24 protein-coding genes are annotated in these 24668 nt (G+C 74.9%); 13 read left to right on the plus strand and 11 right to left on the minus strand.

Annotated elements, in window-relative coordinates; genetic code table 11:
- From ACLQ20_RS26535 to ACLQ20_RS26545, 3 genes are all read left to right on the plus strand, one after another.
- Positions 1–1170 carry a sensor histidine kinase gene (locus ACLQ20_RS26535; RefSeq protein WP_151452474.1) on the plus strand — a complete coding sequence of 390 codons (1170 nt, stop codon included), beginning with the start codon at positions 1–3 and terminating at the stop codon, positions 1168–1170.
- Between the two features lie 168 nt (positions 1171–1338).
- Positions 1339–1641 (plus strand): VOC family protein, encoded by a 303-nt coding sequence (locus ACLQ20_RS26540; protein WP_425857977.1) that lies wholly within the window; start codon positions 1339–1341, stop codon positions 1639–1641.
- The gene (locus ACLQ20_RS26545) at positions 1638–2024 is read left to right on the plus strand and encodes a VOC family protein (RefSeq protein ID WP_151452467.1); all 387 of its coding nucleotides are present in this window, start codon (positions 1638–1640) and stop codon (positions 2022–2024) included. The genes ACLQ20_RS26540 and ACLQ20_RS26545 overlap by 4 nt, the downstream gene beginning before the upstream one ends.
- A gap of 53 nt (positions 2025–2077) precedes the next feature.
- On the opposite strand, the gene ACLQ20_RS26550 is transcribed toward ACLQ20_RS26545, so the two are convergent.
- The 5 genes from ACLQ20_RS26550 to ACLQ20_RS26570 all read right to left on the minus strand — a co-directional run bounded on the left by ACLQ20_RS26550 (position 2078) and on the right by ACLQ20_RS26570 (position 9013).
- On the minus strand, positions 2078–2920 hold the full coding sequence (locus ACLQ20_RS26550; protein ID WP_425857978.1) for a hypothetical protein: 843 nt from the start codon (positions 2918–2920) through the stop codon (positions 2078–2080).
- 107 nt (positions 2921–3027) lie between these two features.
- Positions 3028–4107: a hypothetical protein gene (locus ACLQ20_RS26555; protein WP_425857979.1), complete on the minus strand. Its 1080-nt coding sequence runs from the start codon at positions 4105–4107 to the stop codon at positions 3028–3030.
- 159 nt (positions 4108–4266) lie between these two features.
- The gene (locus tag ACLQ20_RS26560; RefSeq protein WP_425857980.1) at positions 4267–6336 is read right to left on the minus strand and encodes a 3-hydroxyacyl-CoA dehydrogenase NAD-binding domain-containing protein; all 2070 of its coding nucleotides are present in this window, start codon (positions 6334–6336) and stop codon (positions 4267–4269) included.
- The gene (locus ACLQ20_RS26565; protein WP_151457454.1) at positions 6333–7529 is read right to left on the minus strand and encodes a thiolase family protein; all 1197 of its coding nucleotides are present in this window, start codon (positions 7527–7529) and stop codon (positions 6333–6335) included. Before ACLQ20_RS26565 ends, ACLQ20_RS26560 begins: the two co-directional genes overlap by 4 nt.
- Before the next feature lie 155 nt (positions 7530–7684).
- Positions 7685–9013: a ribonuclease D gene (locus ACLQ20_RS26570; protein WP_327030896.1), complete on the minus strand. Its 1329-nt coding sequence runs from the start codon at positions 9011–9013 to the stop codon at positions 7685–7687.
- Between the two features lie 209 nt (positions 9014–9222).
- Between ACLQ20_RS26570 and ACLQ20_RS26575 the strand changes: the two genes are divergently transcribed.
- Entirely contained in the window at positions 9223–10437 is a 1215-nt protein-coding gene (locus ACLQ20_RS26575; RefSeq protein WP_327031174.1) for a S1C family serine protease, read from the plus strand.
- Between the two features lie 74 nt (positions 10438–10511).
- On the plus strand, positions 10512–11387 hold the full coding sequence (locus tag ACLQ20_RS26580) for a hypothetical protein (protein WP_425857981.1): 876 nt from the start codon (positions 10512–10514) through the stop codon (positions 11385–11387).
- A 17-nt stretch (positions 11388–11404) separates the two neighbouring features.
- Here ACLQ20_RS26580 and ACLQ20_RS26585 read toward each other — a convergent pair whose 3' ends face one another.
- Positions 11405–11977: a DUF3000 domain-containing protein gene (locus ACLQ20_RS26585; RefSeq protein WP_151457523.1), complete on the minus strand. Its 573-nt coding sequence runs from the start codon at positions 11975–11977 to the stop codon at positions 11405–11407.
- A 171-nt stretch (positions 11978–12148) separates the two neighbouring features.
- On the opposite strand from ACLQ20_RS26585, the gene hemE reads away from it, so the two are divergent.
- Genes hemE through hemQ form a run of 3 tightly spaced genes read left to right on the plus strand, consistent with a single transcriptional unit; the run spans position 12149 to position 15359 of the window.
- A complete protein-coding gene (gene hemE, locus ACLQ20_RS26590; protein WP_327030898.1) occupies positions 12149–13246 on the plus strand; it encodes a uroporphyrinogen decarboxylase in 1098 nt (365 codons plus the stop codon).
- Positions 13247–13251: 5 nt separating this feature from the next.
- Positions 13252–14661 carry a protoporphyrinogen oxidase gene (gene hemG / locus ACLQ20_RS26595; RefSeq protein ID WP_425857982.1) on the plus strand — a complete coding sequence of 470 codons (1410 nt, stop codon included), beginning with the start codon at positions 13252–13254 and terminating at the stop codon, positions 14659–14661.
- Positions 14658–15359 carry a hydrogen peroxide-dependent heme synthase gene (hemQ, locus tag ACLQ20_RS26600; RefSeq protein ID WP_151457526.1) on the plus strand — a complete coding sequence of 234 codons (702 nt, stop codon included), beginning with the start codon at positions 14658–14660 and terminating at the stop codon, positions 15357–15359. The genes hemG and hemQ overlap by 4 nt, the downstream gene beginning before the upstream one ends.
- A 90-nt stretch (positions 15360–15449) precedes the next feature.
- Here hemQ and ACLQ20_RS26605 read toward each other — a convergent pair whose 3' ends face one another.
- The 3 genes from ACLQ20_RS26605 to ACLQ20_RS26615 form a co-directional block, all read right to left on the minus strand.
- Positions 15450–16553 carry a lytic polysaccharide monooxygenase auxiliary activity family 9 protein gene (locus ACLQ20_RS26605; RefSeq protein ID WP_358116909.1) on the minus strand — a complete coding sequence of 368 codons (1104 nt, stop codon included), beginning with the start codon at positions 16551–16553 and terminating at the stop codon, positions 15450–15452.
- Between the two features lie 112 nt (positions 16554–16665).
- Complete coding sequence (locus ACLQ20_RS26610; protein ID WP_327030901.1) at positions 16666–17124, minus strand: GNAT family N-acetyltransferase; 459 nt, start codon at positions 17122–17124, stop codon at positions 16666–16668.
- A 111-nt stretch (positions 17125–17235) separates the two neighbouring features.
- Positions 17236–17496: a Prokaryotic metallothionein gene (locus tag ACLQ20_RS26615; RefSeq protein WP_151457740.1), complete on the minus strand. Its 261-nt coding sequence runs from the start codon at positions 17494–17496 to the stop codon at positions 17236–17238.
- Between the two features lie 161 nt (positions 17497–17657).
- Between ACLQ20_RS26615 and ACLQ20_RS26620 the strand changes: the two genes are divergently transcribed.
- From ACLQ20_RS26620 to ACLQ20_RS26630, 3 genes are all read left to right on the plus strand, one after another.
- Positions 17658–17933, plus strand: a complete 276-nt coding sequence (locus ACLQ20_RS26620) for an isoamylase early set domain-containing protein (RefSeq protein ID WP_132233095.1) — start codon at positions 17658–17660, stop codon at positions 17931–17933.
- A gap of 119 nt (positions 17934–18052) precedes the next feature.
- Positions 18053–18799, plus strand: a complete 747-nt coding sequence (locus ACLQ20_RS26625; protein ID WP_327030902.1) for a lytic polysaccharide monooxygenase — start codon at positions 18053–18055, stop codon at positions 18797–18799.
- 66 nt (positions 18800–18865) lie between these two features.
- Positions 18866–19450 carry a DUF305 domain-containing protein gene (locus tag ACLQ20_RS26630; RefSeq protein ID WP_151456708.1) on the plus strand — a complete coding sequence of 195 codons (585 nt, stop codon included), beginning with the start codon at positions 18866–18868 and terminating at the stop codon, positions 19448–19450.
- Between the two features lie 15 nt (positions 19451–19465).
- Here ACLQ20_RS26630 and msrB read toward each other — a convergent pair whose 3' ends face one another.
- Positions 19466–19879, minus strand: coding sequence for a peptide-methionine (R)-S-oxide reductase MsrB (msrB, locus tag ACLQ20_RS26635; protein WP_311413415.1), 414 nt, complete (start codon positions 19877–19879; stop codon positions 19466–19468).
- A gap of 47 nt (positions 19880–19926) precedes the next feature.
- Here msrB and ligD point away from each other — a divergent pair, with 47 nt between their 5' ends.
- Positions 19927–20952: a non-homologous end-joining DNA ligase gene (gene ligD / locus ACLQ20_RS26640; protein ID WP_151456707.1), complete on the plus strand. Its 1026-nt coding sequence runs from the start codon at positions 19927–19929 to the stop codon at positions 20950–20952.
- A gap of 55 nt (positions 20953–21007) precedes the next feature.
- Here ligD and ACLQ20_RS26645 read toward each other — a convergent pair whose 3' ends face one another.
- Positions 21008–21301, minus strand: coding sequence for a hypothetical protein (locus ACLQ20_RS26645; protein ID WP_132233105.1), 294 nt, complete (start codon positions 21299–21301; stop codon positions 21008–21010).
- A 169-nt stretch (positions 21302–21470) separates the two neighbouring features.
- On the opposite strand from ACLQ20_RS26645, the gene ACLQ20_RS26650 reads away from it, so the two are divergent.
- A complete protein-coding gene (locus tag ACLQ20_RS26650) occupies positions 21471–24665 on the plus strand; it encodes an ABC transporter permease (RefSeq protein WP_151456706.1) in 3195 nt (1064 codons plus the stop codon).
- Positions 24666–24668: the final 3 nt, after the last annotated feature.

A 24668-nucleotide genomic window follows, 5' to 3' on the forward strand; every position in this document is an offset into this window, starting at 1 on the left:
CTGCGGCCCACGCTGCGGCTGCGGCTGACCCTGCTCAACGGGGTGCTGCTGGTCGGCGCGGGCGCGATCCTGGTGCTGCTGGCCTGGCTGCTGGTCCGCGACGCGCTGCGCCCGACCGACGAGCTGCTGCCCGGCACCGTGGTGGTGCTGGCGGACGGCCGGTCGCTGGACGCCGCGCAGTGGCAGCGCCAACTGGTCGACGCCGCCAGCGCGGAGCTGCTGGTCAAGGGCCTGGTGGCGCTGCTGGCGATCAGCGTCGTCGGGGTGGCCGGCGCGTACGCGGTCGCCGGCCGGGCGCTGCGCCCGCTGCACCAGGTCACCGCCACCGCCCGCCGGCTGGGCGAGACCACCCTGGACCAGCGGATCGGCTATTCGGGCGCCGACGACGAGGTGGCCGAGCTGGCGGAGACCTTCGACGAGATGCTGGACCGCATCGCCGCCGCGTTCGAGGCGCAGAAGCGCTTCGTGGCCAACGCCTCGCACGAGCTGCGGACCCCCCTCGCGGTGATGCGTACCGAGATCGACGTGACGCTCAGCGACGACGAGGCGGACGCCGCCGAGTACCGCCGGATGGCCACCGTGGTCCGGGACGCCTCCGAGCGGGCCAACGGGCTGGTCGACGCCCTGCTGGTGCTCGCCCGCAGCGAGGCCCAGGCGGGCCGCCGGCTGGGCCGCCGCACCGAGTGCGACCTCGCCGCCGGCACCGCCAACGCCCTGTCGGCGGTACGCCGGGAGGTCGAGCGGATCAAGCTGCGGGTGCAGACCTCGCTGGAGTCCGCGCCGGTCGTCGGCGATCCCGGGCTGCTGGACCGGCTGGCCGGCAACCTGATCGAGAACGCGATCCGCTACAACCACCTGCACGGCCGGGTCTGGGTGCGTACCGGGTCGGACGGGTGCCGGTCGTGGCTGGTGGTGGGCAACACCGGTTTCGAGGTGGACCAGGCCGACGTGCCCGGCCTGTTCGAGCCGTTCCGGCGCGGCGGCCGGGAGCGTACCGGCGCGCGCGGCTCGGGCCTCGGGCTCTCCATCGTGCGGGCGGTCTGCGACGCGCACGGCGGCACCGTGAAGGTGGTCGCCCAGACCGGTGGCGGGCTGGAGGTCACGGTGACGCTGCCGGCGGCGGAGGCGGCCCCGGCGGTCACCGCCCAGGAGCCGGCCGCCCGGCGGTGACGGGCCACCCCGGGGTTGCGGGGAGTACGGGCCCGATGGAAGGATCACGGCGTCAGCTCGAGGACCGGAGGGGGGTGCGTCGATGTTCACCGTCATGATCTCCGCGCCCCGTCTCGCCGGCTGACCCTCACGCACGCGGGGCGCCTCATCCCCCAGCGGAGGAACTCCGTGTATCCACGGATCCACAACACCAGTTTCGACTGTCACGACACCTATGCCCGCTCCGGCTCCTGGCCGGCGGTTACCGGATACGTCCGGCACGCCGACGACGCCCCCGGTGGTCCGGAGGCGGTGCTGCCGGCCACCCCGCACGTCTTCTTCCCACCGGTCCCCGAGGCCGGGAGGGTGAAGAACCGGGCGCGCGTCCGTCTCGAACCGGCCGGTCGGACCCGGGCGCGGGAGGCCGAGCGGGTGCTCGGCGCCGGCGCGACGGAGCGGGCGGGTAAGACCATCGAGGAGGAACACCCGTGAGCGCACGGATCCACAACGTCTGCATCGACTGTCGCGACACGTACGCGCTGTCCGGCTTCTGGGCGCAGGTCTTCGACTGCCCCCGCCAGCCGGACGACTTCCCCGGCGACCCGGAGGCCATGCTGCTGCCCCCGGGAGGACCGGAGGTGCTCTTCGTGGCGGTGCCGGACGGCAAGGAGGTGAAGAACCGCCTCCACCTCGACCTGGAGCCCACGGACCGGACCCGGGACGAGGAGGTCGCGCGCCTGGTGGGCATCGGTGCCACCCAGGTCGCCGACCAGCGCCGCCCCGACGGTTCGGGCTGGGTGGTGCTCGCCGACCCGGAGGGCAACGAGTTCTGCGTGCTGCGCAGCGCCGCCGAGCGGGCCGCCACGGCGGGCTGACGCGAAAGGGGCCCGTCCACCGTCGTGGGCGGGCCCCCGCGCTGCCGTACGGGTCAGGACTTCTGCTCGACCTGTCCCCGGATGGTGGCGAACTCGGCGTGGGCCTGCTGGCCCGTCTTGAAGTAGATGATGACCATGCCGACGCTGCCCTTGTCGCTCCACACGCAGACGCCGAGCGGCACGTCCTGCGCCTTGGCGTCGCCGCACTTGGCCTCGCCGCCGAGCGGTCCCGGATCCACGGTCTTCATCTCGCCCAGCCGCACGTCGCTGGTGCGCGCGCCCCTGATGGTGTCCTCGAGCGTCTTGGCCGGGTCCGGGTTCAAGCCGGACGCGGCGGCGATCATCACGAGGTTCCTGCCGGTGAGGGTGCCGTAGAACTCGCCGACGGTGCTGCTGGCGCCGGGGATCGTCTTGTTGAGTTCCGCCTCGAGCTCCCGGGCGCCGGCCTGCAGGGTCGGGTCCGTCGCCCTGGGCCGCCCGGCGAGGGTCGCCGGCGCGACGACCCGGGTCCGGGTGGCGTCGACGGTCTCCTTGACGTCGTCCTTGACGGCGAAGGCGACGATCGCCGCGCCGCCCAGGCAGAGCACCAGCACCACGGCGAGCGAGATCAGCACGATCTTGCCGGCGTTCGACTTCCGCGGCGCCGGCGGGCCGCCGTACGCCCCCGACCCGCCCCCGTACGGCGGTGGCCCGTACCCGCCGGCCTGCGCGGGCGGTGGTCCGTACCCGCCGGCGTGGGGCTGCGGTCCGTACCCGCCAACCTGCGGCGGCGGTCCGTATCCGCCGGGCTGTGCCGGTGGCGGTCCGTACCCGCCGGGCTGTGGCGGCGGGTACGAGCCGTACGGGCCGCCCCCGCCGTCCGGCGGCGGGTAGGAGTTGGCGGGTGGGTAGGACATCGGTCAGCTCCGGGTCTGCGCGAGAGAGATGGTGGTCCGTGCGGCCCCGGCCACGCCCGACGCGCCGCGTCGGTCGTGGGCGGCGGCGCGCACCGGGCGGGTGCTGGTCAGTACTTCTGCTCGATCTGACTGCGGAAGGCGACGAACTCCGCCGCCGTGGCTGCCGAGGAGGAGAAGAACATCACGATGAGCCCGACGCTGCCGTGGTCGGCCCACGCGCAGACGCCCAGCGGCACGCCGGCGGACTCGCCGTCGCCGCACTTGGCCAGGCCGCCGAGCGGTCCGGGGGCGACGGTGGTCAACCGCTTGACGGCCAGGTCCTTCGAGATGCCCTTGACCGCGTCGTCGAGCTCCCGTTCCGGGTTGAGCACGAAGGTGCTGGCGGCGATCACCATGACCATGTCCCGCTTGTCGGCGCTGCCGTAGAAGGCGCCGGCGACGCCGGTCTCGCCGCGCACCGAGGACTGCAGCTCGCGGACCATGTCGTCGGCGGCCTTCCGCAGGGTCGGCTCGGTGCTCTTCGGGCGGCCCCCGAGGGTCTCCGGCGTGACGACCCTGATCTGCGGGGCGTCGCTGGACTCCGGCGACGGGGCGGCTTCGGACGAGGTGCCGGCGCTCGGCGTGGCGCTCGGCGCCGCAGCGGTGGGGGACGCGGTCGGCGTGGGCCTGGGGTCGGCGCCCTGATCGCCCTCGTAGGCGAGGTAGGCGATGCCACCTCCGCCGAGGCAGAGCACCAGCAGCCCGACGATGCCGAGGGACAGCACCAGCTGGTGGGGCCTCGCCGGCCGGCCCGCGCCGGGAGGGGGCGGCGGGTAGCCGGCGTACGGGCTGGCCGGGAACCCGCCCTGCGGCGTCACGGGATAGCCGCCGTACGGCTGGGTGGGGTGCGGCTGGGCCGACGTGGGCCCGGGGTGCGGCTGTGCCGAGGTGGGCCCCGGGTACGGCTGGGCGGACGTGGGTCCGGGATACGGCTGGGCGGACGTGGGCCCGGGGTACGGCTGGGCCTGCGGGGGGTGGGGGTGCGGCGTGGTGGGCCAGCCGCCACCCGCCGGCGGCTGCCCGTGCGGCGGGGAGGCCCAACCATCGGCGGGCGGTGCCGGGTAGCCGTCCGGTCGCGGCGGATGGAAGTCGTAGTGGGCGTCGTGCTCCGGCTGCCCGGACCAGGGATCGACCGGCGGTGAGGACATGATCAGCTCCAGGCGAGGGTGCGAACGGGTGATCGTAGCCAGCCACGGCACGGTACCGCTGTCCCGACCCCGACCGTATCGGCCGCAACGACGAACGCGGTGGCCACCTCCATCCAAGCTGGACGGGGCAACCACCGCGAACGCGGGGGGCGGTGTGGATCAGGCGGGCAGGCTGGCCACCCCGTGCGGCAGGAACCGCTGGCCGGTGACCCGCTCCGAGGTGCCGGTCCGGTCCAGGTACGGCGTGATGCCGCCCAGGTGGAACGGCCAACCCGCGCCGAGGATCATGCACAGGTCGATGTCCTGCGCCTCGGCGACGACGCCCTCGTCGAGCATGAGCCGGATCTCCTGCGCCAGCGCGTCGAGCGCGTTCTGGCGCACCTGCTCGGCGGTGAGCGGCTGGTCGCCCACCACGAGCAGCTTGGCCACCTCGTCGTTGATCTGGTCGTCGACGACGATCGGCTGACCGGAGTCGGCGATCCGCTTGAGGTTCTCGCTCACGTCGAAGCGGTCCGGGAACGCGGCGTGCAGGGTGCCGCCAACGTGGTACGCGACGGCCGGCCCGACGAGCTGGAGCAGGGCGAGCGGGCGCATCGGCAGGCCCAGCGGGTCCAGCGCGCTGTTGGCCACGTCCAGCGGGGTGCCCGCGTCCACGGCGGCGAAGACGGTGCCGAGGAAGCGGGTGAGCAGCCGGTTGACCACGAACGCCGGGGCGTCGGAGACCAGCACGGAGGACTTCTTCAGCTGCTTGCCGACCGCGAACGCGGTGGCGAGCGTGGCGTCGTCGGTGCGCTCGCCCCGGACGATCTCCAGCAGCGGCAGCACCGCGACCGGGTTGAAGAAGTGGAAGCCGACCACCCGCTCGGGGTGCTCCAGCTCCTCGGCCATCGCCGTGATCGACAGGCTGGAGGTGTTGGTGGCCAGCACCGCCTCCGGCTTGACGATCTTCTCCAGCTCGGCCCAGACCTGCTTCTTGACGGCCAGGTCCTCGAAGACCGCCTCGATGACGAAGTCGGCGTCGGCGAAGACGCCCTTGTCGACGGAGCCGCTGACCAGGCCGTACAGCTTGGCGGCCGTGCCCTTGTCCATCCGGCCCTTGCTGACGGCCTTCTCGATCTGGGTGTGCACGTAGCCGACGCCCTTGTCCACCCGGGCCTGGTCCAGGTCGGTCATGACGACCGGCACCTGGAGGCGACGGGCGAAGAGCAGGGCGAGCTGGCTGGCCATCAGGCCGGCGCCCACGATGCCGACCTTGGTGACCGGGCGGGCCAGGCCCTTGTCCGGCGCGCCGGCCGGCCGCTTGGCCCGCCGCTGCGCCAGGTCGAACGCGTAGAGGCCGCTGCGCAGCTCCTCGGAGAAGACCAGGTCCGCGAGGGCCTCGTCCTCGGCGGCGGTGCCGGTGGCGAAGTCGGCGTCCTTCGCCGTCTCCAGCAGGTCCAGCGCCTTGTACGCGGCCGGGACCGCGCCGTGCAGCCGCTGGTCGAGGGTCTGCCGGGCGAAGTAGAGCACGCCCGCCCACATGTCCTTGTCGACCTCGGGCCGGGTCACGGTGACCTCGCCCCGGACGACGCCGGCGGCCCACTCCAGGGACCGCTCCAGGAAGTCCGCCGGCTCCAGCAGCACGTCCGCGATGCCCATCTCGGCGGCCTGCTTCGGCTTGAGCATCTTGTTCTGCATCAGCGGGTTCTGGATGATCACCTGGGTCGCCGCCGGGATGCCGATCAGGTTCGGCAGCAGCTGCGTGCCGCCCCAACCGGGGACCAGGCCGAGGAAGACCTCGGGCAGCGCCAGCGCCGCCACCCCACCGGAGAGCGTCCGGTAGTGGCAGTGCAGCGCCAGCTCCAGGCCGCCGCCCATCGCCGCGCCGTTGACGAAGGCGAAGGTCGGGACCTCGCTGTCCTTGAGCCGGGCGAAGACCCGGTGGCCGAGCCGCCCGATCTCCAGCGCCTGCTCGCGGTCGGCGAGCTGCGGGAGGCTGGTGATGTCCGCGCCCACGCAGAAGACGTACGGCTTGCCGGTGACCGCCACGAACGCCGGGTTCGCGGCCAGGGCGGCGGTGATCGCCTCGTCCAGGCTGGTCAGGCCGCCCGGGCCGAAGCTGTTGGGCTTGGTGTGGTCGAAGCCGTTGTCCAGGGTGATCAGGGCGGCCGGCCGGTCCAGCCCCGGTACGTTCACCTGGCGCAGCAGCGCCCGGGTGACGACCTCGTTCGGTGCGGCGAGCGCGCTCACTTGTCTCCACCCTCCCAGTGCGGGTTCTCCCAGATGACCGTGCCGCCCATGCCGATGCCGATGCACATGGCGGTGACGCCGTAGCGGACCTCGGGGTGCTCGGCGAACTGCCGGGCGAGCTGGGTCATCAGCCGCACGCCCGAGGAGGCGAGCGGGTGGCCGATGGCGATCGCGCCGCCCCATGGGTTGACCCGCGGGTCGTCGTCGGCGATGCCGAAGTGGTCGAGGAAGGCGAGCACCTGCACGGCGAACGCCTCGTTCAGCTCGAACAGGCCGATGTCGTCGATGGTCAGGCCGGCGAGGCGCAGCGCCTTCTCGGTCGACGGGATCGGGCCGACGCCCATCACCTCGGGCTCGACGCCGACGAAGCCGAACGACACCAGCCGCATGGCGACCGGCAGGCCCAGCTCGCGGGCGACGTCCTCGGAGGCGAGCAGGCTGGCGGTGGCGCCGTCGTTCAGGCCGGCCGCGTTGCCGGCGGTGACCTTGCCGTGCGGGCGGAACGGGGTCTTCAGGGTGGCGAGCTTCTCCAGCGAGGTGTCGCGGGGGGCCTCGTCGACCGTGGCCATGCCCCAGGCGTTCTCCTCGTCGCGGACCGCCACGGACACCAGGTCGTCCTGGAGCTTGCCGTTGGCGTACGCCTTGGCGGTCTTCTGCTGCGAGGCGAGCGCGAAGGCGTCGGTGCGCGCCTTGGTGATGTGCGGGACCCGGTCGTGCAGGTTCTCCGCGGTCGCGCCCATGACCAGCGCGGACGGGTCGACGAGCTTCTCGGCGACGATCCGCGGGTTGGGGTCGACGCCCTCGCCCATCGGGTGGCGGCCCATGTGCTCGACGCCGCCGGCGATCGCGACGTCGTAGGCGCCCATGGCGATGCCGCTGGCGACGGTGGTCACCGCGGTCATGGCGCCGGCGCACATCCGGTCGATCGCGAAGCCGGGGACGGTCTTGGGCAGGCCCGCCAGCAGGGCGGCGGTCCGGCCGATGGTCAGGCCCTGGTCGCCGATCTGGGTGGTGGCGGCGATCGCGACCTCCTCGACCCGCTCCGGCGGCAGCTGCGGGTTACGGCGCAGCAGCTCGCGGATGCAGCGGATCACCAGGTCGTCGGCGCGGGTGTTGGCGTACATGCCACCCGCCTTGCCGAACGGGGTACGGACGCCGTCGACGAAGACGACATCACGAACTTCACGGGGCACTTGAGCCTCCTCTTCGACCTGATCCGGCCTCCGTGCCGGCAGGCGGCACTACGGACCGGACGAAGGTCGCCGGCACGGGCGTGTTCCTCCGGATGCTACTCGCCAGTAACCAACACTGGCACCCGCCCCCGTGTGGCCCACCCCACACCGCCGGTTCAAGGCGCGGGGGGCGGATCGGTGAGGGCCTCCGTGAGGGCGGGAAGGAGCAGGGCGATCTGCCACTCGCGGGCGTTGAAGCCCCGGAGGGTCTCCGCGACGGCCGCCTCCGTGACCTCCTCCGGAGGCACCCACGCCAGCCGACGGATCGAGTCGGGAGCGATGAGGTTCTCCGGCGGCAGCTGGTGCGCGCCGGCGATCCGGACCACCACCTCCCGGCAGCGGGCCAGCCGGGCCGCCGCCACCGGGTCCCGTTCCGCCCAGCGGTGCGGCGGCGGGGGACCCTCGACCGTCGGGGCGACCGGCAGCGCGTCCTCGGGCAGCTGCCGCGCGTCGTCGAGCGCGGCGAGCCAGGTGCGCGCCAGCCGGCGCACCGAGCGGCCACCGAAGCCGGGCAGGGTCAGCAGGGTCTTCTCGTCCCTCGGATCCAGCTCCGCCGCCGCGACGATGGCCGAGTCCGGCAGCACCCGCCCCGGGGCGGCGTCCCGCCGCGCGGCGATCTGGTCCCGCGCGTACCAGAGGGAACGGACGCGGGCCTGGGCCCGCGCGCCGCGCACCCGGTGGATGCCGGACGTGCGGCGCCACGGCTCGGCCCGCACCTTCGGCGGCCGGGCGCCGGTGCGCACCAGCGCGGCGAACTCCTCCGCCGCCCACGCGGACTTGCCCTGTCGGGTCAGCTCCTCGTCGAGCGCGTCGCGCAGGTCGACCAGCATCTCCACGTCGAGCGCGGCGTAGGTCAGCCAGGACTCCGGCAGCGGGCGGCTCGACCAGTCGGCCGCCGAGTGGTGCTTCTCCAGGCTGTAGCCGAGCAGCTGCTCGGTCAGCGCGGCCAGGCCGACCCGCTCGAATCCGGCCAGCCGGGCGGCCAGTTCGGTGTCGAACAGCCGGCGGGGCCGCAGCCCCAGCTCGGCCAGGCAATGCAGGTCCTGGCTGGCGGCGTGCAGCACCCACTCGGCCTCGCCGATCACCGTGTCGAGGGCGCTCAGGTCGGGCAGCGGCAGCGGGTCGATCAGCGCCGTGCCGGAACCGGCCCGGCGCAGCTGCACCAGGTAGGCCCGCTGGCTGTAGCGGTAGCCGGAGGCGCGTTCGGCGTCGAGGGCGACGGGGCCGGTGCCTGCGGCGAAGCGGGCCACGACGTCGTCCAGCTCGCCGGGCGTGGCCGCCGGCTGGGGTGTGCCCTCGCGCGGGGCGGTCAGCGGAACGGGCCCGTCGGCGGTCTGTTCGGTCCCCGCGGCCTCCGGCTCCGGTCGGGCCGACGGCGGGTGGTGCGCATCGTTTCCCGTACGGCTTTCGGCGGGCCGACGGCGCAGGGGTGGTTCGTCGGTCACCTGACAACCCTAGTGCGCGACGCGACGCGGTGGGTGAAGCCGGTCCGGTGTGTGTTGCCGGGCGACCGCCGGATGCCCTTCCGGAGGCCGGACATAGGGGAAGACAAAGCCCGTTGACGCAGGTACGGTCCATCGGGCCGTTGCGCGGGTACGGCATCATCAGGGTCCCGCGTGCGGAGCGGGGCGTCTACGGGGAGGGCAAGGCGATCATGACTGGCTACGGGTCGGCGGACAAGGGCCCGGCGGGACCGGGTGACGGCGGGTTCCCGCCGGGGACGGCCCGCCCCGGGCCACTGCCACCCCGGATCGAGCCGGTCGGCTCCGCATACCTGCCGCCGGGCGCCCCCGGGCAGCCCCCGGCCCCCCGCCCCGCCTGGTCGCCGCCGGCGCAGCCGGGCCAGTGGGGCACCGCCCCGGCCAACGCGCCCGCCCCGGCCGCCGCGCCCGCCGCCGCAGGCTGGGGACACGGCGGCGCGCCGTCCACCGCCCCGGGCCCGTCGACGCCCCCCGGGGTCCCCCCGGGGCCCGGCTGGCCCCCCGCGTCCGGGTCGACGCCGCCGGGTGTCCCCGGTCAGCCGCCCGCCCACGGCCACCCCCAGGGCCCCGGGCCGGGCCAGCCGTACCCCGTCGGGCCGGCGCCGGCGACGAAGGGGCGCGGGCTCACCGTCACCGCGCTCGTGCTCGCCGGCCTGCTGGCCGTGGTGACGGGCGTGCAGGCGTACCAGATCAACCGGCTCTCGAACCGGCTGGGCGACACCGACAGCCGGGTGGCGGCGGCGCAGGCGGCCGACGGCACCCGGTTCGACGGCCTGGAGTCCCGGGCGGGGGCTCTGGAGAAGCAGGCCGGGGCCGCGTTCAACCCGGAGGCCGTGGCCAGCGCCGTGCTGCCCAGCGTGTTCCGGGTCCGGGCCGGCAACTCCACCGGCACCGCGTTCGCGATCGGCAAGCCGGCCGCGGGCGGGGGCACCAACCTGTTCACCAACTACCACGTGGTGGACGCGCTCTGGCAGACCGGCGAGCGGGAGGTCTTCCTGGAGCGCACCAACCAGCGCTTCCCGGCGACCATCGTGCGCGTCGACGAGACCAACGACGTCGCCCACCTGCGGACCAACGGCAAGTTCACCGGCCTGGTCGCGGCGTCCGCCGCGGTGAAGTCCGGGCAGCAGATCGTGGTCGTCGGCGCGCCGCTCGGCCTGGAGGACAGCGTCACCACCGGCGTGGTGAGCGCCTTCCGCGAGGCCGGCGGCGGCGAGGGCCCGGTCATCCAGTTCGACGCCCCGATCAACCCCGGCAACTCGGGCGGCCCGGTCATCAACGGCAGCAAGCAGGTCGTCGGCATCGCCACCGCCAAGGCCCGTAACGCCGAGGGGATCGGTCTCGCCGTACCGATCAAGGTCGCCTGCGACGGTTTCAAGATCTGCTGACCCCGTCAGCGCCCAACCACCCCCTCGGCCCGGCGGCTCCAACGCCGGACCAGCACACGTGGAGGAAGAACGACATGTCCCAGCCACCGACCGGGCCGGAGGGCTACCCGCCGTACCCGCCGGCCGCGCCCGGTCAGCCGCCGTCGGGCGGCGCCCCGCACGGCACCACCTACGGCAGCCCGCGCCCGTACACGCCCGAACAGCAGGACGCCGGCCAGCAGTACGCCCCGGCGCCGCAGCAGTACAACCCGGCCCCGCCCGCCGGCTACCCGCAGTCCGCGCCGCCGGCCGGACCCTCCGGCTACCCCCAGTCGGCTCCGCCGGCCGGACCCTCCGGCTACCCCCAGTCGGCGCCGCCGGCGTCGCCCGGCTTCGGCCCCGGCAGCGCGTCGCCCCACGCCGGGCAGGCCTCCGGCGGGCCGGCCTTCGGGCAGCCGATGTCGGTCCCCCCGGCCTCCGGGCCGGCGTACGGGCAGCCATTGTCCGCCCCGCCCGGCTCCGCCCCGCCCTTCGGCGCCCCCGCGCCCGGCGGCCCCCGCAAGAGCCACAAGGTGCTCGTCCTGGCGGTCGTGGCCGGGCTGCTCTTCGTCCTCGGCGGGGTGATGACCGGCCTGTTCGTGTCGACCACCAACGAGCTGGACCGGACCGAGAAGAAGATGGCCAGCGAGGTCAGCCAGCGCGACGGCACCATCACGGCGAACGGCAAGGAGATCGAGAAGCTCAAGACCGACCTCCAGGCGGTCCGGGACAAGCTCGGCGACACCGAGCAGGACCTCACCGGCACCCGCAACGACCGGGACGAGCAGGCCCGGCAGAAGAAGGTCATCGCCAACTGCCTCGACAAGCTCACCACCGCGCTCGCCGCGGCGGCGAACGGCAACAAGCCGGCCTACGACAAGGCCATCCAGGGCATGGACAAGGTCTGCAACGAGGCCGAGAAGTATCTGTGAGGTGATCCGTCGCGGGGTCAGGCCGCGCCGGCGGGGCGACGCTCCGGCAGCGCGGTCACCCCGGGCGGGGGAAGCCCGGCGGTCGAGGCCAGCAGCGCGCACCAGGCCAGCAGGTGCGGGGCGAGGTCGTCGTCGACCGGCGTCCAGGAGGCGCGGATCTCGATGTCGCCGGCGGCGGGCGGCCCGGCCAGGTCACCGAAGCGCGTCGACATGGTCTGGGTGATGGTGCCGCCGATCGCCCGGTGCTCCGCGTCCTGCGCCTCCAGGGCGTCGGTCAGCCAGGTCCAGCCCACCCCCGGCAGCAGCGGGTCGGCGGCCAGGTCGACCTCCAGCTCCGCCGTCACGTAGGTGACCAGCCGCAGGGTGCCCTGCCACGCCTCGTGACCGGCCGGGTCGTGCAGCAGGATGAGCCGCCCGGAGGCCACCTCCTCGCCGTCGCGCAGGACGGTGGCGGAGAGCGCGAAGGTGTACGGGGCGAGCCGCTGCGGCGCGCCGACCTCCTCCAGCACGATCTCCGATCGGGGCGCCGCGGACCGCAGCCCGGTGACCGCGCGGGCGAAGGTCTCCGGGAGCGCGATCGGGGGGGCCATGCCGGCAGCCTATGCCGCCGGCCGCCCGCCCGCCCGAGAGGCGCGCCGACGCCGTCTGACGCCGGGGCCGCCGCCACCGCCCGGCCGGTCCCACCGCCGGCGGGCTGACCGGGGTCACAAAAGGCGGCGCTGCCCGCTGCCGGTCGCGTCCCCCGTGGCACGATGGCCGCGATGAGCACCACGACGACGGGCGCCGACGCCCGAGACGAAGACCCCCGTCCCGGCGGACCGGCCGACTCGCCCTTCGTCCGGGCCTGCCGGCGTCAGTCCGGCCCGCACACCCCCGTCTGGTTCATGCGCCAGGCCGGCCGGTCGCTGCCGGAGTACCGCGCGATCAGGGCCAACGTGGCGATGCTGGAGTCCTGCCGCCGCCCCGACCTGGTCACCGAGATCACCCTCCAGCCGGTACGCCGGCACGGTGTGGACGCCGCGATCCTGTTCAGCGACATCGTGGTGCCGGTCGCCGCCGCCGGGGTGGACCTGGACATCGTGCCGGGCACCGGCCCGGTGGTCGCCGAGCCCGTGCGCACCCTGACCGACGTGGAGCGGATCCGGCCGATCACCCGCGACGACGTGTCGTACGTGGACGAGGCGGTCCGGATGCTCGTCGCCGAGCTGGGCGACACCCCGCTGATCGGCTTCGCCGGCGCGCCGTTCACCCTGGCCAGCTACCTGGTCGAGGGCGGCCCGTCGCGGACCCACGCGAAGACCAAGGCGATGATGTACGGCCAGCCGGAGCTGTGGCACGCGCTCTGTGGCCGGCTGGCCGAGGTGACGCTGGAGTTCCTGCGGGTGCAGGTGGCCGCCGGGGTGTCCGCGGTGCAGCTCTTCGACTCGTGGGCCGGCGCGCTGTCGGAGGCCGACTACCGCCGCTTCGTGCTGCCGCACTCGGCGGGCGTGCTGGCCGGGCTGGCCGACGCGGGCGTGCCCCGGATCCACTTCGGGGTGGGCACCGGCGAACTGCTCGGCGCGATGGGCGAGGCCGGCGCCGACGTGGTGGGCGTCGACTGGCGTACGCCGCTGGACGCGGCGACCCGGCGGATCGGGCCGGAGCGGGCGGTGCAGGGCAACCTCGACCCGTGCGTGCTGTTCGCGCCGTGGCCGGTGGTCGAGGCCGAGGTGCGGCGGATCCTGGAGCAGGGCCGGGCCGCCCCCGGGCACGTGTTCAACCTGGGGCACGGGGTGCTGCCGGAGACCGACCCCGACGTGCTGACCCGGGTGGTCGCCCTGGTGCACGAGCTGTCCGCCGAGTCGGGCGACCGGGGCTGAGCGGCATGCGGGCGCCGTGGCGGGTGGCGGTGGTCGGTGGCGGGATCGCCGGGCTGGCCGCCGCGGTCCGGTTGCGCGACCGCGCTCCCGCCGGCACCGAGATCACGGTGTACGAGCAGTCCGGCGCGCTCGGCGGCAAGCTGCGCACCGGGGAGCTGGCCGGCTCACCGGTGGAGTTCGGCGCCGAGTCGTTCCTGATGCGCGACCCGGCCGGGGGCGAGTCCGCCGCCGTGGCCCTGGTCCGCCGGCTCGGCCTGGGCGAGCGGATCGTGCACCCCACCGTCGGGCAGGCCGCGCTCGTGGTCGACGGGGGGCTGCGCCCGATCCCGGGCGGCACGCTGGTCGGCGTACCCGGGGACCTGGAGCGGGTGGCCACGGTCGCGCGGCCGGCGGCGGACGCCGACGTCGACGCCGGCCGCCCGCTGCTCGGCGCGGACGAGGACGTCTCCGTCGGCGCGCTGGTGCGGGCCCGGTTCGGCGACGAGGTGGTCGACCGGCTGGTCGACCCGATGCTCGGCGGCGTCTACGCCGGCCGGGCCGACGACCTCTCCCTGACCACCACCATGCCCGCGCTGGCCCGGTCCGCCCGGGTGGAGCACACCCTGGTGGGCGCGGTGCGCGCCGCACAGGCCGCGGCCCCCCGCGCGCCGGGGGCGCCGGTCTTCGGCACCCTGGCCGGCGGGCTCAGCACGCTGGTCGAGGCCGCCGCGGCGGCCAGCGGGGCGACGATCCGGCGGGGCGCGGCGGTACGCGAGCTGACCCCGGCCGGGGCCGGGTGGCGGCTGACCGTCGGCCCCACCCGCGAGGCGGAGTCGGTCGACGTCGACGCCGTGGTGCTGGCCGTGCCGGCCCGCCCGGCGGCCCGGCTGCTCGGCGGCCCGGCCCCGCGGGTGGCCGAGGGCGTCGGCGGGCTGGACTACGCCAGCGTCGCGCTGGTCACCCTGGCGCTGCCCGAGCCGGAGCTGCCGGAGCTGTCCGGCTTCCTGGTGCCGGGCACCGAGGGCCTGCTGATCAAGGCGTCGACCTTCTTCACCACCAAGTGGGGCCACCTGCGCCGCACCGACGGGCTGGCGCTCGTCCGCGCCTCCGTGGGCCGCTACGGCGAGGAACGGCAGGTGCAGCGCACCGACGAGGACCTGGCCGCCACCGTGCACCGGGAACTGTCGGCGGTGCTCGGCGTGCTGCTGCCCGCACCGGTCGCCGGCCACGTGCAGCGCTGGGGCGGGTCGCTGCCGCAGTACACCCCGGGGCACGCCGACCGGGTGGCCGCCGCGCGGGCGGCCCTGCGGGCGAGCCACCCGACCCTGGTCCTGGCCGGCGCCGGGTACGACGGGGTGGGCATCCCGATCTGCGTCCGCTCCGGCGAGACGGCGGCCGAGGAGATCATCACAGCACTGGGAGGACCGGGGACATGACCGAGCAGACCAACGCGGCCCGGCTGCGGGAGCTCAACGACAGCATCCGCTACACGATGTGGTCGGTGTACCGGGCCACCAGCCCGCTGCCGTCGCTGCGCGACAACGTCACCGGCGAGGTCGAGGCGCTCTTCGCGGAGCTGGCCGGCAAGGACGTGGTCGTTCGCGGCACGTACGACGTCTCGGGGCTGCGTGCCGACGCCGACCTGATGATCTGGTGGCACTCCGCCTCCAGCGACGACCTCCAGGACGCGTACCTGCGGTTCCGCCGCACCACGCTGGGCCGGGCGCTCACGCCGGTTTGGTCGCAGATGGCGCTGCACCGCCCGGCGGAGTTCAACAAGAGCCACATCCCGGCGTTCCTGGCCGGTGAGGAGGCGCGCTCCTACGTCTGCGTCTACCCGTTCGTCCGCTCCTACGAGTGGTACCTGCTGCCGGACGCCGAGCGGCGCGAGCTGCTCGCCGAGCACGGCAAGATGGCCCGCGGCTACCCGGACGTGCGGGCCAACACGGTCGCCTCGTTCGCGCTCGGCGACTACGAGTGGATGCTCGCGTTCGAGGCCGACGAGCTGCACCGGATCGTCGACCTGATGCGCGACCTGCGGGCCTCCGGCGCCCGGCGGCACGTCCGGGAGGAGATCCCGTTCTACACCGGTCGTCGCCGCTCGGTCGCCGACATCGTCAACTGCCTGGTCTGACGCACGCCTGCCCGCCGCACCGCCGTCGGGCCGGCCGGGGTCGCGCCCGGAGGGAGTGGGCTGCGACCCCGGCCGGGGTTCCGGTGCGGATCAGACCACGGTCGTGCAGGTGGGTGTCGGCACGCTGTTGGTGCCGGACCACGAGCCGAGGAAGCCGAACGTGGTGCTCGCCCCGGGGGCCAGCGACCCGTTGTGCTCCGCGTTGCGGGCGACGACCCGCGTGCCGCTGGTGGTCACGGTCGCGTTCCACGTCGACGTGACCTGCTGGCCGTTGGCGTAGGTCCAGGTCACGGACCAGCCCCTGACGGCCCCGCCACCGGCGGTCACCGTCACCTCGCCCTGGAAGCCTCCGGTCCACTGCCCGGTCACCCGGTACGTCGCCGTGCAGGCCCCGGCCGGCGGCGGGGTCGTGGGCGGCGGCGTCGTCGGCGGGGGAGTGGTCGGCGGCGGCGTGGTGGGCGGGGGAGTGGTGGGCGGCGGCGTCGTCGGCGGCGGGTTGGTCGGCCCACCGGAGAAGTCGACGTCGCTGCACAGGTAGTACGACTGGTCGAGGTGGCTGGCCTGCCAGATGGTGTAGACGACGTGCCGCCCGGTCCGCCCCGGCGCGTTCGCCGGGATCTCGATGGACACGCCGGTGGGCTCCGGCTTCCACCCCGACGCCGGGGTGTTGCCGATCTGGCCGACCAGTTCCAGGTCGTCCCAGCCCAGCGGCTCGGTGAGCGCGTTGAAGCCCTGCCTGGTCACGTACACCCGGATGTAGTCCGCGCCGTGACTGGCCTGGTCGTAGAGGCGGACCCGGAAGTTGCTGGAGACCGGGGCGGTCTTCCAGGCGCCGACCGTGTCGAGGGCGTTGTAGCGACCGCCCTCGGTCCGGCCGCCGGAGCAGAGCTGGCCGTTGGGGATGGCGGCCTGGTGGTTGCCGGCGACGCCCTCGCGGAACAGGCCGTTCCAGTTCCACATGGCGTTCGGGTTGGCCTGCCAGGCCTGCCAGCACATCGGGTCCTCGGTGGCCATCCGGGGATTCTGGAAGTCGCTGCCCCAGCGCTGCCAGCAGCCGTAGTTGCGTGACGCCGGGTCCACCACGGAGCCGTGCGCCGACACAGGGTTGGCCAGGGCGGTGGTCAGCAGCAGCACGGCGGTCGCCGCGACGGCGAGCAGCCACGCCAGGCGGGAGGTGCGAAGTTGAGTGGACATGGGGAGCCCCCGGGAGGAGAGGTCGGACGACGACGCCCGGACGGCCCGGGAGTTGCCCCTCCCGTGCGCGCTGCGTGGCTTCCGCGACGGCTCTGCCCGGAGGCTGTCACATTTATCGGCTTCGGTCAATGCCTTCCCGGCGCATCGGGGTGTGCGGGATGCCGTCCTCGACGTACTCGGGACCGGCGACGGCGAAGCCGTGGCGGGCGTAGAGGCCGACCAGGTGGGACTGGGCCTCCAGCACGCAGGGGCGGTCGCCGACCAGCTCCAGCGCCGCGGCCATCAGCCGGCCCGCGTGCCCGCCGCCGCGCGCCTTCGGCGCCACCACCACCCGCCCGATCCGCGCCACGCCGCCCGGGTCGGCGAGGATCCGCAGGTACGCCAGGGGCGCGCCGCCGTCGTCGAGCCAGAGGTGGCGGGTGCCCGGCTCGACGTCGCGCCCGTCGAGTTCCGGGTACGGGCACGCCTGCTCCACCACGAACACGTCGATCCGGAGCCGGAGCAGGTCGTGGAAGGTGCGGGCGTCGAGTTCGGCGAACGAGGCGGTCCTCGGCACGGGGGGCTGTGGCACTCCCCGATGGTAGGCCGGGCCCGTGGGCCAGCCGCCCCGCTGCCCTGCGTGCCGCCGGTGCGCCCGGCCGACCGGGCGGCCATGGCGGCGGCGGCCGGCCGACCGCCGGCCTCAGGCGGGGCGGGCGCCGACCGCGTCGCGGATCTCGGCGCCCCGGGCGCCCTCCTCCGCGCGGGCGCAGTGCGCGCAGCAGAAGAACCGGCCGGACACCTCCACCCCGTGCCCGACGATCTTGACCTGGCAGTGCTCGCAGATCGGCGCCAGCTTGTGCGCGGCGCACTCGAAGCAGTCGAAGGTGTGCACGTCGCCGCTGACGGTCCGCACCTCGAACGCCATCCAGTAGTCGTTACCGCAGACCTCGCACGTCGCCACGACAGAACCCCCCGAAGGCCGACACATTTCCTCGAGCGTGCGGCAACCGGACCGTGCCGGGTGGGCGGATCGGCCCAGGTCACTCGGGGGTGGCGGCGTGTCGCCCCCGGCGTGTCGGGCGTTGTACCGGGTGACCGCGCGCGACCCCGGAGGAACACGACATGATCAAGCGGAACAAGCTCTTCGGCAACCAGGTACGGGTCACCTTCAGCCTGCCCCGCGACACCCCGCCCGGCCCGGTCAGCGTGGTCGGCTCCTTCAACGGCTGGGAGCCGGGGCGGCACGAACTCCTCCCGCGTCGGGACGGCACCCGGACGGTCACCGTACGACTCGGCCCGGGGGAGTACCGCTTCCGCTACCTCGCCACCGGTGGCGTCTGGCTGGACGACGAGTCCGCCGACCGGGTGGACGAGCGGGGCAGCCTGTTGCTGCTCTGATGGTCACCCTGCGTGTGCAGAAGGTGCGATGTTTCTATCGACAGGAGTCTTTACTGTTAACAAGCTTTAATTTATGTTGATGGCACCTCACCAGGCCGAAGTCCGAAGGAGCTGCCACCATGCGTCGAAGAATCACCATCCCGCTCGTGGCGACGGGTGCCGTCGTCTCCGCACTCGCCGTCGCGGCGCCCGCCCAGGCGCACGGCTACGTGTCCGGCCCGCCGAGCCGCCAGGCGCTCTGCGCCCAGGGACGGGTCCCCGACTGCGGGCAGATCAAGTACGAGCCGCAGAGCGTCGAGGGGCCGAAGGGGCTGCGCAGCTGCCACGCGGGGATCGCCCAGTTCGCCGTCCTCAACGACGACAGCCGGGGCTGGCCCGCCACCTCGGTCGGCAGCTCCGTCACCTTCACCTGGACCAACACCGCCCGGCACGCCACCAGCAACTGGGAGTACTTCATCGGCGGCACCCGGGTGGCCGTCTTCAACGGCGGCGGGCAGCAGCCCGGCGCCACCGTCTCGCACACCGTCAACCTGGGCGGCCACCCGGGACGGCAGAAGGTCCTCGCCGTGTGGAACATCGCGGACACCGCCAACGCGTTCTACTCCTGCGTCGACCTCCAGGTCGGCGGGGGCGGCAACCCGTCGCCCACGCCGAGCCCGACCGGGCCGGCCCCGTCGCCCACCCCGACCCCCACCGCCGCCCCGACCACCCCGCCCGCGCCGGGCGGCAGTTGGACGGCGGGCCGGGCCTACCAGGTCGGCGACCAGGTCACCTACGGCGGGCTGACGTACCGCTGCCGGCAGGCGCACACCGCGATCCCCGGTTGGGAACCGCCGCACGTGCCGGCGCTCTGGACGCAGGTCTGACCGGACGGGTGCGGCCCGTCCCCCCGGCGCCCGCACCCGTCATCCCTTCCCGGATCGGAGTACGCCATGCGACGGCTGCCCACGGTCGTCCTGCTCGCCGTCCTGCTGACCGTCCCCGGTTGCGCCGCGCGGACCGCCCCGGCGTCGTCCGTCCCCGCGCCGCCGGGGCCGGCCGCGGCCAGCGCGACCGAGATGAACGGCTTGGACGTGGTCTTCCTGGCCATGTTGGCGGCACACACCGAGCAGACGCTGGAGATGGTGCGGCTCAGCCGCGACCGGGTGACCGACCGGAAGCTGCACACCCTCGTCGCCGCCATCGAGGTCACCGAGACCGACGAACTCGCCACGATGCGCGGCTGGCTGCGCGACGCCGGACCGGCCGCCGCCGAGGCCGCCCGCCGGCACGACCACGGGCAGCACGGGACCGCCGCCGAGGACATGGCACGCCTGCGGGCCGCCCCGGACGGCGAGGTCGACCGCGTCCTGCTCGGCCTGCTCGTCCCGCACCAGGAGGCGGCGGCCGACCTGGCCCGGGCGCACCAGAAGGTCGGCGCCGACCCGCGCGTACGCGACTTCGCCGGTCGCGTCGAGCGGTCGCGTACGGCCGAGGTCTCGCTGATGGCCGGGCTGACGCCGGCCCGGGGCGCCTGAACCCCGGGCGCCGGATCAGGCGTCGGCGCGCGGCTCCAGCCGGATGGAGACGGAGTTGACGCAGTGCCGGGTGTCCTTCGGGGTGAAACCCTCGCCCCGGAAGACGTGACCCAGGTGGCTGTCGCACCGGGCGCAGCGGATCTCGGTGCGGCTCATCCCCAGGCTGCGGTCCTCGATCTCCTTGACCGAGCCGGGGATCGCGTCGTCGAAGCTGGGCCACCCGCAGTGCGAGTCGAACTTCGTGTCGCTGGGGTAGAGCTGCGCGCCGCAGGCCCGGCAGTGGTAGGTCCCGGGCGTCTTCGTGTCGACGTACTCGCCGGTCCACGGGCGCTCGGTGCCGGCCTCCCGCAGCACCCGGAACTCCTCCGGGCTGAGCCGGACCCGCCACTCTTCCTCGGTACGGGGCAGTTCACTCTCGTCAAGACTCACCCGTCAACGGTACGTCGGACGTCGGAGGTGTGGCATATGGTCGCGCAATGGGTGGCACGAAGGCTGCGGCCGAACTGATCGAGGTGGCCGGGCACGAGGTCCGGCTGACCAGCCCCGACCGGGTGATCTTCCCGCAGCGCGGCTTCACCAAGGCCGACGTCTTCCACTACTACCTCGCGGTGGGTGACGGCATCATGCGCGCCCTGCGCGAGCGTCCCACCACGTTGCAGCGCTTCCCGGAGGGCGTCGAGGGGGAGGCGTTCTTCCAGAAGCGGGTGCCCGCGCGCGGCGTGCCGCCCTGGGTGCGGACGACCACGATCAGCTTCCCGAGCGGTCGCAGCGCGGCCGAGCTCTGCCCCGCCGACCTGGCCCACGTGGCCTGGGCCGCCCAGATGGGCACCATCGTGTTCCACCCGTGGCCGGTGCGTGCCGCCGACGTCGACCGCCCCGACGAGTTGCGCATCGACTTCGACCCGCAGCCCGGCACCGACTTCGCCGACGCGGTTGCCGCCGCCGGGGAGCTGCGCGGGCTCCTCGACGAGCTGGGCGCCACCGGCTGGCCGAAGACCTCCGGCGGCCGTGGCGTGCACGTCTACCTGCGGATCGCGCCACGCTGGACGTTCACGGAGGTGCGCCGGGCCACCATCGCGCTGGCCCGCGAGCTGGAGCGGCGCCGGCCGGAGCTGGTGACCACCGCCTGGTGGAAGGAGCAGCGGGGCGAGCGCGTCTTCGTCGACTACAACCAGATGGCCCGCGACCGCACGATCGCCTGCGCGTACTCGCTGCGGGCCAACGCCCGGGCCACCGTGTCCACCCCGGTCACCTGGGACGAGCTGCCCGACGTCGACCCCGACGACTTCGACCTGCGCACCGTCCCGGCCCGGCTGGCCGAGCGCGGCGATCCGCACGCCGGCATCGACGACACCGCGTGGGACATCAGCCCGCTGCTGGAGTGGGCCGACCGGGACGACACCGCCGGCCAGGGCGACATGCCCTACCCGCCGGACCACCCGAAGATGCCCGGCGAGCCGAAGCGTGTGCAGCCCTCCAAGGACCGCGACCGCCCCCGCTGACCGGCCCGCCCGATCGCCGCCGTCCCGCCGGCACGGGCGGGACGCGTGCCCGCCGTCACCGGCGGTCGCCGTACGCCTCCACCGCCTCCTTGGCCGAGCGCAGGTCCGCGCCGGTCGCCTTCCGGTACGCGGCGATCGCCTTGATCTTGTCGCCCCGGGCCAGGTGCTGTCCCACCTCCGGCGGCACGGGCGAGGCGTCCACCACGCCCAGGTGGTCCATCACCAGCCGGAGCCGGCGCTCGATCTCGGCGAGCCGGTACGCGGTCCGCGCCTGCTCGGTCCTGCCGGGCAACTGGGCGGCGAGCAGCGCGACGACGGCCACCATCAGGGCGGTGAGGGCGATCTCCATCCGGTGATGGAAGCACATCCGCGCACCGCGCCACCCTCGCCGGGTCGCCGGCCCCGCCCACCGGTCGGGCGCCTCCGGATAACGATCAAGTAACGGGCGCGAACCTTTCCCGGCACGTCACCGCTCTCCCTGATCGTCGGCCCGACAACGGGCCAGGGGAGGGCATCGGATGAAGCTGGTGTGGAGGCGGGCCCGCGAGGCGCGTGGGCTGCTGCTCGCCGCGGTGGTCGCGGCCCTGGTGGCGGTCGCGTTGGTCACCGGGCTTTCTGACTACAACCGGCGGGCCGTCGAGGCGGGCCAGCGTGCCCTGCTCAGCGGGGCGTCGTTCGAGGAGCGCAGCCTCCTGGTCAGCGGCGCGGCCGGCCGGGACGCGGCCGAGTTCGCCGCCCGGGACCGGGCCGTCCGGGACGGGTTCGCCGCTGGCCTCGGCGGCGCGCCGGTCACCGTCGACGCCGCCCGCTACGGCGGTGGCCGCGAGCTGACCGGCGACCTCGGCCCCGTGGCCCGCGACGACGACGATCCGGTCTTCGCCACCCTGGCGGCCCTCGACGACCTGCCCCGCCACGCCGAGCTGACCGGCGGCGCCTGGCCCGCCCCGGGAGCCTCGCCGCTGCAGGTCACCCTGCCGGAGAAGGTCGCCGGCATGCTCGGGATGACCGTCGGCGACCGGGTGCCGATGCTGGACCGCCGGTCCGACGAGGCCAGCACCGTGGTGCTCGTCGGGACCTGGCGCCCCCGCGACGCGGCCGACCCGTACTGGCGGCTGGCACCCGGGGTCGGGGCGGGCAGCGCCGCGGACGCCGGCACCTCGTACGGGCCGTTCGTGCTGGACCCGGCGGACTTCGTCGCCACGTACCCGGGTTCGGTGTCGGCGTCCTGGGTCGTCGAGCCGGACCTCGCGGCGGCGGCCGGCGCGGGGCGGCTGTCCGACGTGCGGCAGGCGCTCACCGCGGCCCTCGCCGAGGTGCCCGAGGCGGCCGGGCTGGGCTCCTCCGGCCAGACCGTCACGGCGATCGACCGGCTCCTCGACCGCGTCACCCGGGCCGACCTGGTGGGCCGTTCCTCGCTGGCTACCCCGCTGCTGCTGATCGTCGTCCTCGGCGGGTACGCGCTGGTGCTCGTCGCCGCCCTGCTGCACGAGGACCGGCGCGGCCAGACCGCCCTGCTCCGGGCCCGGGGCGCCGCGCGGCGGCAACTGGCCGGCCTGGCGGCCCGGGAGGCGGCCCTGGTCGTCCTGCCCGCCGGCGTGCTGGGGCCCCTGATCGCCGGCGAGGCGCTGCGGCACGTGGGTACCGGCGGCGCCACCCCGCTGACGCTCGCCGCCGGCAACACCACGCTGATCTGGGCCGCCGCGGCCGCCACCGCCGCCGGCTGCCTGGTCGCGATGGTCGTCCCGACGTTGCGGGGGGCCGGCACCTACGTCGCCGACATGGCGGCCCGGTCCCGGCCCACCCGCGCCGCGAGCGTCCAGCGGGCCAGCCTCGACCTGGTGCTGGTCGGCTTCGCGGTGCTGGCCTGGACCCAGCTGCGCCAGTACTCGTCGCCGGTCGCCGGGGCGGCCGGCCGGCTCGGGGTGGACCCGCTGCTGGTCGCGGCGCCGACGCTGGGCGTGCTGGCCGGCGCGGTCGTGGCGTTGCGGCTGCTGCCGCCCGCGACCCGCTTCGCCGAGCGGTTCGTCGACCGCAGACCGTGGACCGCGACCATGTTCGGCATGTGGCAGGCGGGGCGGCGCCCGCACGCCGGCCCCGTGCTGCTGCTCGCCCTCGCCGTCGGCGGCAGCACCCTGGCGTGGTCGCTGGTGACCACCGGCGAGCTGTCGCAGGCCGACCAGGCCGAGCACACCGTCGGCGCCGACCTGCGGGTCGTCGAGCGCACCGGCTCGGCACCCGACGGTCGGGCCGGTCAGCTCGCCGCTCTGCCCGGCGTCCGCGAGGCGCTGCCGGCCTGGCGGGACGAGATCCGCCTCGGCCGCGCCGACCTGCCGACGACGGTGGTGAGCCTCGACGCCGCGGCCGCGGCCGACGTGCTGCGGCTCAACGAGAGGCTGACCGACGAGCCCGCGCCGGCACTGCTCGACCGGCTGACCCGGGCGCGCGGCGCGCCCACCGGGCTGGAACTGCCCGCCGGCACCCGGTCGTTCACCGGCACGGTACGCACCCCCGTGCGCGACGCCGTCACGCCGCACCAGATCGGCCTCTGGGTGCTGCTGACCCGGGCGGACGGGCTGGCCTTCCGGCTTCCGGCGGGCAGCAGCGGCAGCGACGGCCGACCGGCGCCGTTCACCGTCGCCGTCCCCGCCGGGGAGGGCGCCCTACGACTGTCCGGTTTCGAGGCCGACGGCGGGAGCGCGCGCGGGCGCGCGTACCGCCTGGAGGTGTCGGACCTGCGGCTGGTCGGCGCCGACGGCGCGGCCCGGCCGGCGTCGCTGGACGGCGGGTGGGTGGCCGTCGACGGCCAGGGCAAACCGGTCGATGCGTCGGCCACGGCCGCCGGGCTGAAGGCCGACTGGGAGGTCGAGTACCGCGAGGGCGGCCGGTTCGCGTTCCAGCCGCCGAGCCGTTTCGCCGTGGTGCCGGCCGGCGAGAACCGGCCGGTACCCGCACTGATGACCCCGGCCGTACGCGACGCGTTGAGTTTGCGCGTCGGCGACACGGTCAACCTGGTGCTGTCCGGCGCGACGCTGCCGGTCACGCTCGTCGGTGAGCTGGACGCGGTGCCGTCCGCGGCCGGCGAGGGCGTGCTGCTGGACCTGCCTGCGGCGGCGGACTGGCTGATCCGGGACCGGGGCGGGGTCCGGCCGGTGCCGGAGTGGTGGCTGGGCACCGAGGACGCCGGCCACGCCGAGGCGGCCCGCGCGGCGGCCGACCTGACCGGCGCCACGCTGCTCGACCGGCGGGAGGTGGCCGAGCGGGCCGCCGGCGACCCGTACTGGCAGGGGGCCCGCACGGGGCTGCTCGCCGCCGCGCTCGGCTCGGTGCTGCTGGCCCTGGTCGGCCTGATCGTCGACGTCTGGGCGACCGCCCGGCACCGGCTCGGGGAGTTCGCCGTGCTGCACACGCTCGGCGCGAGTCCTCGGCTGCTGGCCCGCGCGCTGCTGGCCGAGCAGACCTTCCTGGCCGGGATCGGCGTCGGCGTGGGCCTGCTGCTGGGCGCCGCGGTCGGCGCGACCATGGCCCCGCTGGTCATCCTCACGCCGTCCGCGGGCCGGCCGGTGCCGGAGGCCGCCTTCGTGCTGCCCTGGCTGCCCATCGGCCTGACCGCGCTCGGCCTGCTGCTGGCGGCACTCGCCTTCAGCGCGTTCATCGCCCTCGGCATCCGACAGCGGGTGGCCGTGGCGCAGCTGCGGATCGGGGGAGACCGGTGACCG

The sequence above is a fragment of the Micromonospora sp. DT46 genome (genome assembly GCF_049841735.1).
In the GTDB taxonomy this organism is placed as follows: Bacteria; Actinomycetota; Actinomycetes; order Mycobacteriales; family Micromonosporaceae; genus Micromonospora; species Micromonospora reichwaldensis.

Excerpts from the sequence above, each read along its gene's own strand:
- ACLQ20_RS26580 (WP_425857981.1), top strand. The coding sequence starts at position 10,512 with ATGTCCCAGCCACCGACCGGGCCGGAGGGCTACCCGCCGTACCCGCCG.
- hemQ (WP_151457526.1), top strand. The coding sequence starts at position 14,658 with ATGACCGAGCAGACCAACGCGGCCCGGCTGCGGGAGCTCAACGACAGC.
- ACLQ20_RS26625 (WP_327030902.1), top strand. The coding sequence starts at position 18,053 with ATGCGTCGAAGAATCACCATCCCGCTCGTGGCGACGGGTGCCGTCGTC.
- ACLQ20_RS26645 (WP_132233105.1), bottom strand. The coding sequence starts at position 21,301 with ATGGAGATCGCCCTCACCGCCCTGATGGTGGCCGTCGTCGCGCTGCTC.
- ACLQ20_RS26585 (WP_151457523.1), bottom strand. The coding sequence starts at position 11,977 with ATGGCCCCCCCGATCGCGCTCCCGGAGACCTTCGCCCGCGCGGTCACC.
- ACLQ20_RS26620 (WP_132233095.1), top strand. The coding sequence starts at position 17,658 with ATGATCAAGCGGAACAAGCTCTTCGGCAACCAGGTACGGGTCACCTTC.
- ACLQ20_RS26550 (WP_425857978.1), bottom strand. The coding sequence starts at position 2,920 with ATGTCCTACCCACCCGCCAACTCCTACCCGCCGCCGGACGGCGGGGGC.
- ACLQ20_RS26555 (WP_425857979.1), bottom strand. The coding sequence starts at position 4,107 with ATGTCCTCACCGCCGGTCGATCCCTGGTCCGGGCAGCCGGAGCACGAC.
- hemG (WP_425857982.1), top strand. The coding sequence starts at position 13,252 with ATGCGGGCGCCGTGGCGGGTGGCGGTGGTCGGTGGCGGGATCGCCGGG.
- ACLQ20_RS26630 (WP_151456708.1), top strand. The coding sequence starts at position 18,866 with ATGCGACGGCTGCCCACGGTCGTCCTGCTCGCCGTCCTGCTGACCGTC.
- hemE (WP_327030898.1), top strand. The coding sequence starts at position 12,149 with ATGAGCACCACGACGACGGGCGCCGACGCCCGAGACGAAGACCCCCGT.
- ACLQ20_RS26605 (WP_358116909.1), bottom strand. The coding sequence starts at position 16,553 with ATGTCCACTCAACTTCGCACCTCCCGCCTGGCGTGGCTGCTCGCCGTC.
- ligD (WP_151456707.1), top strand. The coding sequence starts at position 19,927 with ATGGGTGGCACGAAGGCTGCGGCCGAACTGATCGAGGTGGCCGGGCAC.
- ACLQ20_RS26575 (WP_327031174.1), top strand. The coding sequence starts at position 9,223 with ATGACTGGCTACGGGTCGGCGGACAAGGGCCCGGCGGGACCGGGTGAC.
- ACLQ20_RS26650 (WP_151456706.1), top strand. The coding sequence starts at position 21,471 with ATGAAGCTGGTGTGGAGGCGGGCCCGCGAGGCGCGTGGGCTGCTGCTC.